General features: G+C 55.6%; 14 protein-coding genes. 2 read left to right on the top strand and 12 right to left on the bottom strand.

Going from position 1 to position 14,388, the window contains the following annotated elements; all coding sequences use genetic code 11:
• Positions 1–47 precede the first annotated feature (47 nt).
• Positions 48–800, top strand: coding sequence for a 6-carboxytetrahydropterin synthase (locus tag W02_RS09810; protein WP_173047190.1), 753 nt, complete (start codon positions 48–50; stop codon positions 798–800).
• Positions 801–968: 168 nt separating this feature from the next.
• Here W02_RS09810 and W02_RS09805 read toward each other — a convergent pair whose 3' ends face one another.
• From W02_RS09805 to typA, 5 genes are all read right to left on the bottom strand, one after another.
• Positions 969–2,471 (bottom strand): ATP-binding protein, encoded by a 1,503-nt coding sequence (locus tag W02_RS09805; RefSeq protein ID WP_173047188.1) that lies wholly within the window; start codon positions 2,469–2,471, stop codon positions 969–971.
• 127 nt (positions 2,472–2,598) lie between these two features.
• Complete coding sequence (locus W02_RS09800) at positions 2,599–2,931, bottom strand: co-chaperone YbbN (RefSeq protein ID WP_173047186.1); 333 nt, start codon at positions 2,929–2,931, stop codon at positions 2,599–2,601.
• A 76-nt stretch (positions 2,932–3,007) separates the two neighbouring features.
• The gene (locus W02_RS09795; protein ID WP_173047184.1) at positions 3,008–3,478 is read right to left on the bottom strand and encodes a peroxiredoxin; all 471 of its coding nucleotides are present in this window, start codon (positions 3,476–3,478) and stop codon (positions 3,008–3,010) included.
• 137 nt (positions 3,479–3,615) lie between these two features.
• A complete protein-coding gene (locus W02_RS09790; protein WP_173047182.1) occupies positions 3,616–4,365 on the bottom strand; it encodes a hypothetical protein in 750 nt (249 codons plus the stop codon).
• A gap of 89 nt (positions 4,366–4,454) precedes the next feature.
• On the bottom strand, positions 4,455–6,311 hold the full coding sequence (gene typA, locus W02_RS09785) for a translational GTPase TypA (RefSeq protein WP_173047180.1): 1,857 nt from the start codon (positions 6,309–6,311) through the stop codon (positions 4,455–4,457).
• 226 nt (positions 6,312–6,537) lie between these two features.
• Here typA and W02_RS09780 point away from each other — a divergent pair, with 226 nt between their 5' ends.
• Positions 6,538–8,949, top strand: coding sequence for a penicillin-binding protein 1A (locus tag W02_RS09780; RefSeq protein ID WP_173047178.1), 2,412 nt, complete (start codon positions 6,538–6,540; stop codon positions 8,947–8,949).
• A gap of 8 nt (positions 8,950–8,957) precedes the next feature.
• Here the strand turns inward: W02_RS09780 and iscX are convergent, their stop codons facing one another.
• The 7 genes from iscX to W02_RS09745 form a co-directional block, all read right to left on the bottom strand.
• Positions 8,958–9,170, bottom strand: coding sequence for a Fe-S cluster assembly protein IscX (gene iscX, locus W02_RS09775; RefSeq protein ID WP_173047176.1), 213 nt, complete (start codon positions 9,168–9,170; stop codon positions 8,958–8,960).
• 22 nt (positions 9,171–9,192) lie between these two features.
• The gene (gene dnaK, locus W02_RS09770) at positions 9,193–11,013 is read right to left on the bottom strand and encodes a molecular chaperone DnaK (protein ID WP_173047174.1); all 1,821 of its coding nucleotides are present in this window, start codon (positions 11,011–11,013) and stop codon (positions 9,193–9,195) included.
• Between the two features lie 3 nt (positions 11,014–11,016).
• On the bottom strand, positions 11,017–11,676 hold the full coding sequence (hscB, locus tag W02_RS09765) for a Fe-S protein assembly co-chaperone HscB (protein ID WP_173047172.1): 660 nt from the start codon (positions 11,674–11,676) through the stop codon (positions 11,017–11,019).
• A gap of 122 nt (positions 11,677–11,798) precedes the next feature.
• The gene (locus tag W02_RS09760; RefSeq protein ID WP_173047170.1) at positions 11,799–12,155 is read right to left on the bottom strand and encodes an iron-sulfur cluster assembly accessory protein; all 357 of its coding nucleotides are present in this window, start codon (positions 12,153–12,155) and stop codon (positions 11,799–11,801) included.
• A 20-nt stretch (positions 12,156–12,175) separates the two neighbouring features.
• Positions 12,176–12,559: a Fe-S cluster assembly scaffold IscU gene (gene iscU / locus W02_RS09755; protein WP_173047168.1), complete on the bottom strand. Its 384-nt coding sequence runs from the start codon at positions 12,557–12,559 to the stop codon at positions 12,176–12,178.
• A gap of 24 nt (positions 12,560–12,583) precedes the next feature.
• A complete protein-coding gene (locus W02_RS09750) occupies positions 12,584–13,801 on the bottom strand; it encodes an IscS subfamily cysteine desulfurase (protein WP_173047166.1) in 1,218 nt (405 codons plus the stop codon).
• Complete coding sequence (locus tag W02_RS09745; RefSeq protein ID WP_173047164.1) at positions 13,798–14,271, bottom strand: Rrf2 family transcriptional regulator; 474 nt, start codon at positions 14,269–14,271, stop codon at positions 13,798–13,800. The genes W02_RS09750 and W02_RS09745 overlap by 4 nt, the downstream gene beginning before the upstream one ends.
• Between the last annotated feature and the right edge of the window lie 117 nt (positions 14,272–14,388).

The raw sequence follows: 14,388 nt of genomic DNA, 5'->3' as shown, positions 1-14,388 counted from the left end.
GTCAGGTAGGACATTGGGTCATTCGATAGAGGAGGTAAAGCACAACCGTGCCGCCGGTTCTACTGACCAAACGCATTGAATTCGCCGCCGCGCATCGATACTTCAAGCCTGACTGGTCTGAAGAGCAAAACCGAGCCGCCTTCGGACGCTGCTACAATCCGCCGGCTCACGGCCACAACTATATGCTCGAAGTCACGGTCTCCGGTGAGGTAGACGGTGAGACCGGAATGGTCATCAACCTGTTCGACCTCAAACGTGTCCTGCTTGCGGTTATCGAAGAGTTCGATCATAAGAATTTCAACCTCGACATGCCGTATTTCAAGGATCGCATTCCCACCTCGGAGAATATCGCTCGCGTGCTCTGGGCCAAACTTGCGGCGCAGAAGGACATCGGAAGGCTCCATGCACTTCGTCTGTACGAAGATGAAGACTTGTACGCCGACGTGACTGCGGCAACAGGATTGGAGATTGCGACTGTCACGAGGCGGTATTCGTTCAACGCAATTTCAGGAGATCAGCACGGGCTGGATTGGGATTGCTTTGTGAGCGTTGAAGGACCCATCGATTCTGTGACCGGCATGGTGATTGATTTGGGCGGCTTGGACCAGCTGGTGCACGAACAGGTCATTGGTATGTTCGATGGTCACGATCTACGCAAAGTCTTGAAGCGTTCTGAGGTTCGGGGTGAGCACGTTGCCGAATGGATGTGGACCGCTCTGGTCAATCGGATTCCGTCCGGCAGATTGTCACGCATCCGTCTCGTGCAATCACGGGACCTCGCTTTCGAATGCGCGCCATAGCGGCTAATGGTGCAATCACGTCATTCTATCGGTTATGGAGAAGCACGATCTAGGCTCACGCCTGATGGTGCTCCCGAGGGCGGAGTCATCTGCCAGTATGGGCGCGAGGCGCAAGCTACGGTCTGATGAGACCGGACTTCAATACGTCCGGTGTCATTGATTGCCGGGTCATCGTGACGGGGTTTGCAAGAGGTCGTGAATTTTTTCGATGAGCGTTGAGGGTGGAAAGGGTTTCTGAAGAAACGGCGTCTCGTCAGTCACTCCATTAGCCTGAAGAGTGTCTCCGGCATATCCCGACATGTAGAGGACATTGGTTTCCGGACGCATGGCCCGTAGCCCCTCGACGAATGCCGAGCTTTTCATGCGAGGCATGATGACGTCCGTGATGACAAGGTGGCAGGGTCCTTTGAGTCCCTGTAGATTTTGGAGGGCCTCCATTCCATCGGACGCCATGAGCACATGGTAGCCGTGGTCCTGCAGAATGTTGGCCATGAGCCGCCTGATGCTTTCTTCGTCTTCTACGACCAGAATGGTTTCCTGAGTCACGTGTGCGGCCGTGTCGCGTTGAGTCCCCACCACCTCGCTCAGCGCTGGTTCCACCCGTGGAAGATAGACCGTAAACCGGGACCCGCGTTCCGGTTCGCTCGCGACCTCGATATATCCCTGGCTCTGCTTGACGATCCCGTATACGGTGGCCAGTCCAAGCCCCGTGCCTTTGTCCGGTCCCTTGGTGGTAAAGAAGGGTTCAAAGATATGCGAGAGTGTGTCGGCATCCATCCCGCAACCCGTATCCTGGACCATGATTTTCACGTACGGACCGGCCGTGGAACCCGGATGGCGTTTGGCGAACTGTTCATCGAGATCGATATTGTCCGTTTCAATGTTCAGCAAGCCCCCATCCGGCATGGCATCACGCGCGTTCAATACCAGATTCATGATGATTTGCTCGAGCTGCACAGAATCCACAATCGCATGTCCCGTTTGAGGATGCAGCACGATGATCGTTTGGATCTGTTCGCCGATCAGGCGGCGTAGGATGTCCTCCATGTCCCGGACGGCGGCGTGAATGGACAGTTCCTTGGGTTCGAATACTTGACGGCGACTGAAGCTCAGGAGTTTCTTGGTCAAGGCAGCCGCACGCATCCCGGCATGACTGATCAGCTCCAACTCCCGCTTCGACGGATGGGCGGAGAATTGCTGCAGCAATCGGTGGGCATGGCCGATCACGACCATCATCAAGTTATTGAAATCGTGAGCGATACCTCCGGCCAGTCGCCCCACTGCCTCCATCTTCTGTGACTGGCGGAGCGCCTGTTCCGTTCGTTTGCTTTCCGTGATGTCGGTGATGGTCTCGATGATATGGGTGCGGCCGTCGGTCGTCGGAGCCTTCGACCAGTGCACGAGCAAGTGCTTGTCCCCCGGCAGGGCCACTTCATTGGATACGACCGAATCGCTGGCCATCGCCTCCGGCATCCGGCAAAACATACAGGGAGACATTTCTCCGGCAATCTTGGCATAGCATGCCGATCCGGTGGTCTCTCCAAACTTTCTCCGGGCGGTCTCATTCTGGAACTGGATTTCGTGAGTCGCAGGATCAATGACCGAGACGATGACCGGCTGAGAATTCAGAAGCACCTGCGGGTCGTAACGAGGCACCTGAGAATCTGACATAGGCCGGATAACCTCTCCCGTCATGATGATGAGGCATCGCGGGGCGTGCCCCGGACTCTCCTGACCTTACTACAGAAGGCCATTGAGTCAAGGAGATCGCTATTTTGCGGGAGTGGGGGGCGGGAGATTATTTGAGAATATGCTCCGAGATGAGGGCGGCCAATTCGGCCGGTTCAACTACGCCCTCCCGAGACAACAGGAGTTTGCCGTTGGCGAACAAGTGTGTGGTGGGGTACGTTTCAAACGTATGGGATTTTTTGATCTCACGACAGCGTCCGGGTACGTGCATCTTGGCTTTGCCGACTTTGATGTTGGGAAACTTCGCCGCAGTCTCTTCCAAGATGGGGTCATACGTCTTGCAGGGCTCGCATGTGGCCAAGCCGTAGGCCACCACGGCTCCGGTGCTGTCCGTGAACTCCTTGTAATTGTCGTCGCTGACGTCGAGGACCGTTCCGGCCATGATCGATCCAGATAATCGAGGACCGGGTGGGGAACGTGTCCTTCCATCCCGGTCCTGATCAGGTGTTTGCTATCTTTTATTTGAGTGCCGCAAGTGCGGCGAGGATGTCTTTGTCTTCGCGCGCCGTCTTGATTTCCTGAACTTTCGCATAGGCCACCTTGCCATTCTTATCAACGATGACCGTGGCGCGCTTGGAGCAGTTCAGCGGTTCGAAATACAGCCCATAGGCCTTGGCGGTGGTGCGATGGACATCGGACAGCAGGCGATGCTTCAGTTCCAGCGAGTCGGCCCACGCCTTGTGCGAAAAAAAGCTGTCGCAGCTGATTCCGAAAAGTTCTGCATTGGCATTCTGAAATTTAGGAAAATCGTCGGTGAGGCACTTGTTCTCTCCCTGGCAGACAGGACTCCAATCCAACGGATAGAAGCAGAGGACGACGTTCTTCTTCCCCTTGTAATCGCTGAGCTTCACGTCTTTCTGATCCTGATCCTTCAGATTGAAATCGGGGGCCGTGTCTCCAACTTTGATTTCCGCTGCGACATCGCTCATTGAGAAACCTCCTTAAGGTTAGTCTTCGTCAGTTTTGTGCACGTCGAGTTTTGTACCGTGCGACTTGAAAGCTTGTCAACGGGCCTAAAGCCCCACTGAAAAACCGCGAACCCTAACCTCTCGAAATAATTAATAGATCAGGACTGGATTTCGCGGAAGCTCAATACGCGACCTAGAGGCGCGGCGGTACGATAATTGACAATACGGATCGTACGGCCGAGAACGGGGAGACGAAATGCCGCTCCGACTTTTGGTGATTGACCGATGCGGATCATTTCATAGGAGGATTCAGCCAAGAGCTCTTTCGAACCTCGCTCGGAAAGCCCCACCGGCTGGAACGCCTCCAGTTCGTCCATTCCGAACTTGGACAGGCCGAGGGTATACCACCAAACTTGGTCCGGTTGAGATTGGTCATTCTGCGCGATCATGACATGGTCATCGATGACGAATCCATTCAAGCCACGGTCTTTCCAATCGGAGGGATTCAGATACTGCTGGGTCGTGACATCGTACGCCGTGCCTTGGGTCAGTAAGGTCAGGCCGCGAGCCACTCTCGCGGCGAAGAGAATGGAATCAGGCATGTCCCGAGGCGGCATGACCGTGGGCGCCACGGCGCCGATGGAGTCATGCTCCCAGGCCAATTGCTCCTTGAGGCCGGTCGTATGGGTCGACGGCAGGGGAATCACGACATGGGCGGTCCACGGACTGTGCGTGATTTGCCATGACTCCGGAGCGCCGTCCTCGGTCTTGAGAGAAAGCGGGCCGCCGTACTCGAGATCGTACCATCTGCATAATTCGTCAGCCTGCGGAGCCGTGCCCCGATAGCCGATAAAATAGAGCGGCGGTCTTTTCGCAGACGGTTTGGGGGTCTTTTTTCTGATCCTCATGGCAGGGTGATCACTGGCCCAAGCTGATTGCGGACGCTAGATTCCGGCATGCGTGATTGACGATGGCATCGGTAAACCGAGGTGGGACATCATTTGCCTGCCTTGCGAGCTTTACGCCGGTCTTCCGGATTCAACAGTCGTTTCCGAATTCGGAGACTTTGCGGGGTCACTTCGACCAGTTCATCCTGGCCGATATATTCCATGGCGAATTCCAACGACATCTCGCGGGGAGGGGTGAGAACCAAGGCTTCGTCCGACCCGGACGCGCGCATGTTCGACAGGTGTTTTTCCTTGCAAACATTGACGTCCAGATCTTCGTCACGGCTGTTCTCGCCCACGACCATGCCTCGGTAGACCGCGACACCCGGGCCGATGAATAACTCTCCGCGTTCCTGCGTCATGAAGAGGGCGTAGGCCGTGCTGTTGCCGTCTTCATATGCGCACAATGAACCGTGAGGCGTCACGAGGAGGTCCTCTTCGTTGGCTGCCTCGTAGGCCTTGAACACATGGTGCATGATCATGGTGCCGCGGGTCTTGGCGAGCAGGATATTTTTCAAACCCATGATGCCGCGAGTCGGGATATGATATTCAAGGTGCATCTCGCTGGGACCGGCGTCGGAATGGACCAGGCGCATGTGGCGCATTTCACCGCGGCGCTTGCCGATTTCTTCGATGACGGCTCCCTGATATGTTTCCGGCACCTGAATCGTCAGTTCTTCATACGGTTCGGTCACCCGGCCGCCATCCTGGTGAAGAATGACCTCTGGTTGCGAAATCTGAAGTTCGTAGCCCTCTCGCCGCATCTGTTCGATTAACACGCCTAGATGAAGCTCTCCGCGTCCGGCCACCAGGAAGCGGTCCGGACTGTCGGTTTCCTGTACGCGCAATGACACGTTCGTTTCGAGTTCCTTGAACAATCGCTCGCGGAGATGGCGGGACGTGAGAAATTTGCCTTCCCGCCCGGCGAAGGGACTGTTGTTGACCGAGAATGTCATCTGCACGGTCGGCTCGTCGATCGTGACGCGAGGAAGTGCGAGCGGCTGCTCCGCGTCGGCGATGGTATCTCCGATGCTCACTTCGTCGAGTCCGGCTACCGCCACGATTTCGCCCGCTTCCGCCTGTTCGATGTCAATTCGTTCCAATCCGGCATAGACGGCCAGATCGGAGACCTTTCCGGGATTCCGCGCGCTCTCTTTGCCCAGCACCAGCACGTTCTGACGGCGGGCGATCGACCCCGACTGGATCTTTCCCACACCCATTTTGCCTTTATAGGAATCATGCGTCAGTGCCAGCACCAGGATCTGGAGCGGCGCCTTGGCGTTAATGGCCGGGGCTGGAATTTTCTCCAGCACCGTGTCCAGAAGCGGCGTGATGTCGGTTCCGGGCTTGTTGACATCGAGCGTGGCGATGCCTTTGATCGCTGACGTGTAGACGATGGGGAAATCCAGCTGGTCGTCCGTTGCGCCGAGATGCACAAACAAATCGAACGTGCGGTTGACGACATCGTCGATCACGGCGTCGGGGCGATCGATCTTGTTGATGACGACGATGGCTTTGTGGCCCAGCGCCAAGGCTTTCCGCAGCACGAATGTCGTCTGCGGCATCGGGCCTTCTTTCGCATCGACCAGGATCAGAACTCCATCCACCATGCGGAGCGTCCGTTCCACTTCCCCGCCGAAATCAGCATGGCCGGGAGTGTCCACGATGTTGATCTTGACTCCGTTATACGTGACGCTGGCGTTCTTGGCGCGGATGGTGATGCCGCGTTCCCGTTCCTGATCCATTGAATCCATAATCCGTTCGCCCATATCTTCGATCTTGCGATGCACGCGAGTCTGGCGGAGCAGAGCGTCGACGAGCGTCGTTTTCCCATGGTCGACGTGGGCAATAATCGCGATGTTGCGAATGTCGCTGCGGCGATCGTGAGGCACGCGAAGTTGTGACATATCGTGTGTGATCCGGGTCAAAAAAAAGACGCCCCGGCTATCGGGCGTCGGCCGACAGTATACCCGAAGCGGAAGAACGGGTACAAGCCGCTCGATTCCGTGGTATGGGGGCAATCCCACTCCCGATTCCATTGAAACTTGCCAAGTCGCTTGAGTTTTCATGGAACCCACGGTAAGGTGAATCCGCGTCCTTCCTGAATCGACTGGCCCTGCTGGCCGCGAATCCATGCCAACGCTTGACCGTCCAGTTCAACTCTCCGATAGGCCGCGTCAGCCACCCCCCCGCCGGCGGTCGTGGCGCTGGTGGCAGATCATTCTCCTGGTGCTATTTGGGCTTGGTCTCACGGGCACTGTGGCAGTGGCCGGCCTGCTCTATCACTACGCGCAGGAACTTCCCGAGCTGAATCAACTGCAGAACTACCAGCCCAGTTTGGTAACGCAGGTGTATTCCAGCGATCAACAACTTATCGGGCAATTTTTCATCGAACGACGGATTCTGACCCCCCTGGCCGACATTCCTGAACATCTCAGACGTGCGGTCATCGCCGTGGAAGATGCGCGATTCTTCGAGCATCCAGGACTGGATTACATCGGCATTCTTCGAGCGGCCTGGACCAACCTGCGTCGTGGTGGAAAAGTCGAAGGAGCCAGTACCATCACGCAGCAACTCGCCCGTTCGCTATTCTTGTCCTCCGAGCGGACGTTCGAGCGCAAGGTCCGCGAACTCGTGCTGGCCTATAAGATGGAATTGGTCTCGTCCAAGGAACAGATTCTGGAAACCTATCTCAATCAGATCTATTTCGGGCAGGGCGCCTATGGCGTCGCGGCAGCCTCGCAATCTTATTTCGGAAAAGACCTCTCGGGTCTGTCGGTTGCCGAAGCGGCGTTCCTGGCCGGGCTGCCAAAATCGCCCAATCATTATTCGCCCTTCAAGAATTACGAGCGCGCCAAGAAACGCCAGGAACACGTACTGGCGAGGATGGAGGACGCCGGATTTCTTTCCGCGGCCGAACGTGAGAAGGCCGTGGTCGAGCCGCTGAACTTCCGTCGTCCAGGAAGCGAGCAGATTGCGCCCTATTTCGTCGAGTATGTCAGGCAGCTGCTCATCGCGAAATACGGCGAAGCGATGGTGTACAAGGGCGGCTTGAAGGTCATGACGACATTGAATCTCGAGATGCAGCGGGCGGCGGAGATGGCTTTTTCCGAGGGGCTTCGAGAGCTGGATAAACGACAGGGGTGGCGGGGCCCTATCCGCACCGTCGACTTGGTCGCCATGTCGCCACCGACGGCCGTTGCCGCGACGGAGCAGCCGCTCAAGGTAGGCGATATCCGCGAAGGCGTGGTCACCAAGGTTGTCAAGGATGCCTATCTCGTGCAGGTCGGTGCGACGACGACCAGAATGCTGCTCGACGACATGGCATGGGCGAAGAAGCGCCTCACCGGACCAGACCTGATCAAGGATGCCGTGGTGAATGCCAACTTGAAACAGGTGCTCAAAGCCGGGGATGTGATCGAAGTGCGGGTCAAGAAGATCGACAAGGACAGTGTGCTTGTCCAGATGGAGCAGACGCCGCTCATTGAAGGCGGGTTGGTCGCACTAGAGCCGGGGAAGGGCGCGATCCGCGCTATGGTGGGCGGCTACGACTTCACTCGTAGTGAGTATAACCGGGCGGTTCAGGCCCATCGTCAGCCGGGGTCGGCGTTCAAACCGCTTATTTATGCCGCAGCTCTCGACCAGGGTATGAGCCCGGCATCAGTCATTCTGGATGCACCGGTTGTCTACGAGCAACAGGAAGAGGACAAGACGTGGAAGCCCGAAAATTACGGGAAGCGATTTCACGGCATGGTCAGCCTGCGCGATGCGCTGGCTCAATCGCATAATCTTGCAACGGTCCGCCTGCTCGACAAAGTGGGCGTTAAGTACGTCATTGATTTTTCAAAGCAGGTGGGCATTACGAGTCCCCTGGCCGCGGATCTGTCGCTGGGGCTGGGGTCCTCCTCCGTCGGCCTGATGGAACTCACGACCGCCTACGGGGTGTTTCTCAATCAGGGAAGCCGCACCGAGCCGTATGGGGTGTTCTTCGTGAAGGACAACAACGACAGGGTGGTGGAATTGGCCGAGCCGGAAACGCATGAGGTAATATCGAAAGAAACCGCGTATTTGATCACGAACATGATGGAGGATGTCGTTCAGAAGGGCACAGGGCAGGCCGCAAAAGTCCTCGGCCGTCCGGTTGCAGGAAAAACGGGGACCACGAACGATTTTATCAATGCATGGTTTATCGGTGGAACACCCAATCTGGTTTCAGGTGTGTTTGTCGGGTTCGATGACCGTCGTTCCTTGGGCGAAACCGAGTCCGGCGCTCACGCGGCTCTGCCGATCTGGATCAACTTCATGAAGGAGGCGCTCAAGCAAATGCCGGTGGTTCCATTTTCGATTCCCGAAGGCATTACCTTCGTGAAGGTGGACCCCTCGACCGGACTGCTGAACAATGAGCAGGAGGACCAACCTGGCAGCGTGGAAATCTTCACCAAGGGAAGCGAGCCCACGCAGGCTGCCCAGCGGAGACTGGACCCCACGGACTTCTACAAGCTAGATCAAATGGGTGATGGGCCTGCGCCGGAGGGATCCCGATAGTCCGGCGGTCAGGATTGGGAATCCTGATATTCTTCGTGCCAGGCCATTTGGATGGTCTCGAGAATCTTTTCGTTCGACTTCTTAGGATCGTCTTTGAAATCGGGCAAGGCCACGATCCATGCATGCATGTCCGTAAATCGAATGGTCAAAGGGTCGACGCCTGGATGGGCCTCGACGAGCTGGATCGCGATATCTTCGGAATCCTTCCACGTCAGGTTCATGCTCCGTCCTCCGCGTTAGCGCTTAGGTGACATCGGATACGTTTCTTCCTTGAAGGCCGCGCGCCAAGGAGTCGTTCAACATAGCGACGGTCAATGCCTTGGCGGTTTGTTCCAGTTCGGCCATGCGGGTCCGGATGGCGCGTACATCAGCTGCGTCTCGAGCCGATGCCAAATTGTTCAGTGCAGTGCGGATGGCTTCCCGCTCTTCGGCCGCAATCAATTGTCCGCCTTCACCGATGGATTTTTCCGTGATTGTCATGAGTGCTCCTGCGTCCAGTCGTGCTTCGATCAAACGGCGGGCATTCACATCTTCCTGCGCGAAAACGAATGATTCCTCGATCATCTTCTCGACCTCGTGGTCCGAGAGTCCGTACGAGGGTTTGACATCGAGGGACTGGCTTTGTCCCGCCCGCATGTCTTTCGCGGTGACATTGAGAATCCCATTCGCATCGATCAGGAACGTTACTTCGATCCTGGGAACCCCGGCCGGAAGCGGTGGGACCTTGAGTCGGAATCTGGCCAGGCTGCGATTATCCTTCACCAGTTCGCGTTCGCCTTGGAGGATGTGAATATCGACCCCGGTCTGCCCGTCCACATACGTGGTGAACATCTCTTTGGCGCTGGCCGGAATGGTGGTGTTTCGTCTGATGAGGCTGCTCATGACGCCTCCCATCGTTTCAATGCCTAACGAAAGGGGGGTGACATCGAGTAACAGCATATCGGTGGTGCTGCCGCTCAGGATGTCGGCCTGCACGGCTGCTCCAAGAGCCACGACCTCATCCGGATTCAACTCACAATGGGGTCTCTTGCCGAACAACGCTTCCACGCGTTCCCGCACGAGTGGCATACGGGTGGACCCGCCGACGAGGACGACCTCGTCGATTCCGGCTGCCGTCAGTCCGGCATCCTTCAGCGCCGTTCGACAGGGGGCGAGAGTGCGTTCGACGACATCGACCGTCACGGCTTCAAGCTGCTCGCGCGTGAGCTCGCGCGTGAACCGTCCTTTTCCCTGTGGAAGCTCGATCGAGAGACTGACCCTCGAGGCATCCGATAAATGGATTTTCGCGCGTTCCGCTTCGAGCCGAAGTGCCTGTAGGTGGTCTGGATATGCGCCAAGGTCGAGGCCGTGCGTGTCACGGATTTCTCCTGCGAGGTGATCCATTAGCCGGCGGTCCAGATCGTCGCCCCCTAAATGGGTATCACCGTTTGTGGCGAGAACCTCGAAGATGCCGTTCTTCAGCTTGAGGATCGAGATATCGAACGTGCCTCCGCCGAAATCGTAGACCGCGATGGTGCCTTGTGTTTTCTCCTGTAGTCCGTACGCAAGGGACGCGGCGGTCGGTTCGTTGATGATCCGCAGCACCTCGAGCCCCGCGATCATGCCCGCATCTTTCGTCGCTTGGCGCTGGCTATCGTTAAAATATGCCGGCACGGTGATGACCGCTTTGGTAATACTCTCTCCCAAATGGGATTCGGCGCGCTGTTTGAGTTCTTTGAGCACCATGGCGGAAATCTGAGGGGGAGAGTAGGTCTTTTCACCGAGCTTGATTCGGATGACTCCGCCTTGCTCTGTGAGCGAATACGGGAAATATTTCAATTCGGACTGTACGTCCTCCAGTCCCTTCCCCATGAAGCGTTTTACGGAATAGACGGTTCGTTCAGGATTTCGGGTGAGATGTTCCTTGGCAGGATCTCCGACGATCACCCCGTTATCGGTCATCGCCACGACGGAGGGAACCATGGTGCGCCCGGTTCGACCGGGAATGACGCTGGGCTTTCCATCTTTCATGTAGGCCACAAGCGAATTAGTGGTGCCAAGATCAATGCCGACAATCCGTGCCATGGGTTATCCGATGGTTGCGACGAGATCGTTGACGATATTGTTTACATAGGTTCGGTTCGAGAGAACGTCTCGCATGCGTTTGAGGAGGCGGTCACGTTCTGAACGCGCCTGACCGGTGGATTCGCCGCGGTCTTGAAGGGCATCCCACTCACGAAACAGCTGATGGAGTTCGTCCTCTATCTTCTGCTGCCGCTGTTCCAGCGTCTGTTGCGCGCTGCGCAGCGTCTCGCGTAAATCCCGACCTTCATCGGACTCACGATGAGTCGTGCGGAACGCTTCCAGGGTGTCCTGCAGCTCGAGGATTTCTTCGAAAAGATCGGACGGAGGAGTCGTCCGGATTTCTTTGACGGCGCCGGCTTCAAGATCCAACAGATATTCGGCTCGCTGAATCGGATCTCGGAGCGTTCGATAGGCCGAGTTGAGGGTCGCGGCATTGCCGAGACTAATGGCTTGCTCGGTCTCACTCTTGTTCTGATAAAAGTCGGGATGAAATGCCCGGCTGAGTTCATAAAATTTCGCTTCCAATTGCGCCGGATCAATCCCGAGACGCCGGGGAAAACCGAGACACGTGAAATAGTCCGTCTCTTTTGACACGGGCTGCACTTTGACGCAGCGCTCGCAAAAATATTCTCCCGCCACCTCCGATTGGCAGTGCCAACACATGCTCCTCGCCATCTGAAGTTCGCGTCGTGCGCCGCTGTGGGTTGAGTGGTTCATAGCTCTGACAAAACGGGCATGGCGACGTGCCATGCCCGGTAAAAAATCAATTCAAGACGTAAGACGAATTAGGCCGAAAAGGATTCTCCGCAGCCGCACGTCTTGTTTGCGTTCGGATTGACGAACTTGAAGTTCCCGCCCATCAGATCTTTGTGATAATCCAGTTGGGTGCCCTGGAGATAAATAGCGCTTTTGACGTCGACAATGACCTTCACGCCGTCGAAGTCGAACACCTGGTCGTGCGGGCCGATCTTCTCATCAAAATTGATGGTATAGCTCAGACCCGAACAGCCGCCTCCCTTTACGCCGAGACGGAGCCCACCTTCTGTAAGCCCTTGAACGTTGATCAGACGTTTGACTTCTTTCAGGGCAGCGTCGGTCAGCGTAATCACGGGAGCCGGTGTCTGTGTGCTCGTCGTGTCCATTGGATACTCCCTTCAGGCCGTTACTTGGTATCTGTCTTTTTTTGATAATCGGCCAATGCGGCTTTGATAGCATCCTCAGCCAGAACGGAACAGTGAATCTTGACAGGCGGCAGGTTCAATTCCTGCACGATGTCGGTATTCTTGATCTTCTGGGCTTCGTCGATAGTCTTCCCTTTCAGCCATTCGGTGGCCAGGCTCGAGCTGGCAATGGCGGATCCGCATCCGAACGTTTTGAACTTGGCATCGACGATCGTATCGTTCTGCACCTTGATCTGCAGCTTCATGACGTCTCCGCACTCCGGTGCACCGACCATACCTGTGCCAATGCCTTCTTCGTCCTTTTTGAAGGACCCCATGTTGCGCGGGTTATTGAAATGATCGACCACTTTGTCACTGTAGGCCATAATTCCCTCCTTGATCCGTTCGATTCAGTGAGCAGCCCACTGAACCGATTTTAAATCGACGCCTTCTTTTGCCATTTCATAGAGCGGCGACATCTCACGCAACTTCGTCACTACTTCAATAACCTTCTTTATCGTGTAATCAATCTCTTGTTCCGTATTGAAACGACCCAGGCCAAAGCGAATGGACGAATGGGCCAGCTCGGTGCCCACACCCAGTGCCCTGAGGACATAAGATGGCTCCAATGTGGCCGATGTACAGGCCGAACCGGAAGACAGGGCAATATCTTTCATGCCCATCAAGAGAGATTCTCCTTCGACGTAAGCAAAGGAAATATTCAAGTTGCCAGGCAATCGGAGTGTCGGATGGCCATTTAAGTAGGTCTCTTCCAACGCAGCCATAATCCCCTTTTGCAGACGATCCCGGAGGGCGCTCAATCGAGTAGTCTCTGCGGCCATTTCTTGCGCACAGATTTCGCAGGCCTTTCCAAAACCGACAATCAATGGGACGGCGAGCGTTCCCGAGCGCATGCCTCGTTCGTGGCCTCCTCCATCCATTTGAGCCGCAATCCTGACGCGGGGATTCTTTTTTCTCACATATAAAGCCCCAATGCCCTTTGGACCATAAATTTTATGCGCAGAAAAGGACATGAGGTCGATGCCCATCTCTTGCACGTCCACCGGAATCTTCCCCACCCCCTGGGTCGCGTCACAGTGGAAAAGCACACCCTTTTCCTTGGCAATCTTGCCGATCTCCTTAATGGGGTTGATCGTACCGATTTCATTATTGGCCAACATAATGGAGATCAAAACGGTCTTGTCCGTAATGGCGTTTCTTACGTCCTCAGGATTGACCATTCCCAGCTTGTCGACCGTTAAATAGGTTGCCGTAGCCAGTCCCTTGGCCTCGAGCGACTTGGCGGTATCCAATACCGCTCGATGCTCAGTCGTTGCCGTGATGATGTGGTTGCCCTTTTCCTTGTACATCTCCAACACGCCTTTCAAAGCCAAGTTATCCGCTTCGGTGGCGCCGCTGGTGAAGATGATTTCTTTGGCATCGGCCTTAATGAGCTTGGCGATCTGCTTACGAGCCTGATCGACGGCTTCTTCCGCAGCCCAGCCAAACGCGTGGTTGCGGCTGGCCGCGTTCCCGAATTTCTCAGTGAAGTAAGGCAACATAGTCTCTAGGACACGCGGGTCCATCGGAGTGGTCGAATGGTTATCGAGAAAAATCGGAAGCTTCATGGTTCAACTCCTTGCGCTGTAGTCGATTGGATCGAAATTAAGGGTGTCCCGCCCAGCATGTCCTGAAGCGTCATATTATTCAGCAATTGATAAATACTATCCTGCACCTTCAGCAGCGGCGTGCGGATGTTGCAATGTTCCCGCTGCATACAAAACTCTCCTTCTTTTTCATGCGAACAATCGGTAAGTCCAAGAGGACCTTCGATGCTTTCCAAAATTTGCGCGATGGTAATCTGATCGGCATGCCGCGCCAGTAAGTACCCGCCTTTGGGTCCATTATGGCTTTCAATCATTCCATGCTTGGACAAGGTCTGGAGGACCTTTGCCAACAGTTCCTGAGGAATGTTGTATTCTTCTGCGATTTCCTTCGTGTTCACGACTCGCCCAGGAGCCACATCGCCGTGCTGGACTGAAGCGATATGCTGTAAAGCCATAAGGGCGTAATCGCATTTCTTTGAAATCTTCAACATGGCTATTGCCGATCATAATGATCGGAGACTATAATGATCTCCGACCAATTAGGTCGGACTAAGAGTATCATGTGAAATTGCGTAGTGTCAACGGACATATTGCAGTCACCAGACTCA

It is taken from the genome of Nitrospira sp. KM1, from assembly GCF_011405515.1.
Classification (GTDB): domain Bacteria; phylum Nitrospirota; class Nitrospiria; order Nitrospirales; family Nitrospiraceae; genus Nitrospira_C.
This window is presented reverse-complemented; position numbering and strand designations above follow the sequence as displayed.

Bases quoted from the DNA above. Each gene is read 5' to 3' on its own strand.
- dnaK (WP_173047174.1), bottom strand. From the start codon at position 11,013: ATGGCACGGATTGTCGGCATTGATCTTGGCACCACTAATTCGCTTGTG.
- typA (WP_173047180.1), bottom strand. From the start codon at position 6,311: ATGTCACAACTTCGCGTGCCTCACGATCGCCGCAGCGACATTCGCAAC.
- W02_RS09795 (WP_173047184.1), bottom strand. From the start codon at position 3,478: ATGAGCGATGTCGCAGCGGAAATCAAAGTTGGAGACACGGCCCCCGAT.
- iscU (WP_173047168.1), bottom strand. From the start codon at position 12,559: ATGGCCTACAGTGACAAAGTGGTCGATCATTTCAATAACCCGCGCAAC.
- W02_RS09805 (WP_173047188.1), bottom strand. From the start codon at position 2,471: ATGTCAGATTCTCAGGTGCCTCGTTACGACCCGCAGGTGCTTCTGAAT.
- W02_RS09750 (WP_173047166.1), bottom strand. From the start codon at position 13,801: ATGAAGCTTCCGATTTTTCTCGATAACCATTCGACCACTCCGATGGAC.
- W02_RS09760 (WP_173047170.1), bottom strand. From the start codon at position 12,155: ATGGACACGACGAGCACACAGACACCGGCTCCCGTGATTACGCTGACC.
- iscX (WP_173047176.1), bottom strand. From the start codon at position 9,170: ATGAACCTGACGTGGAAGGATTCCGAAGATATCGCGATCCAGCTCGTC.
- W02_RS09800 (WP_173047186.1), bottom strand. From the start codon at position 2,931: ATGGCCGGAACGGTCCTCGACGTCAGCGACGACAATTACAAGGAGTTC.
- W02_RS09745 (WP_173047164.1), bottom strand. From the start codon at position 14,271: ATGTTGAAGATTTCAAAGAAATGCGATTACGCCCTTATGGCTTTACAG.
- hscB (WP_173047172.1), bottom strand. From the start codon at position 11,676: ATGTGTTGGCACTGCCAATCGGAGGTGGCGGGAGAATATTTTTGCGAG.
- W02_RS09790 (WP_173047182.1), bottom strand. From the start codon at position 4,365: ATGAGGATCAGAAAAAAGACCCCCAAACCGTCTGCGAAAAGACCGCCG.
- W02_RS09780 (WP_173047178.1), top strand. From the start codon at position 6,538: ATGCCAACGCTTGACCGTCCAGTTCAACTCTCCGATAGGCCGCGTCAG.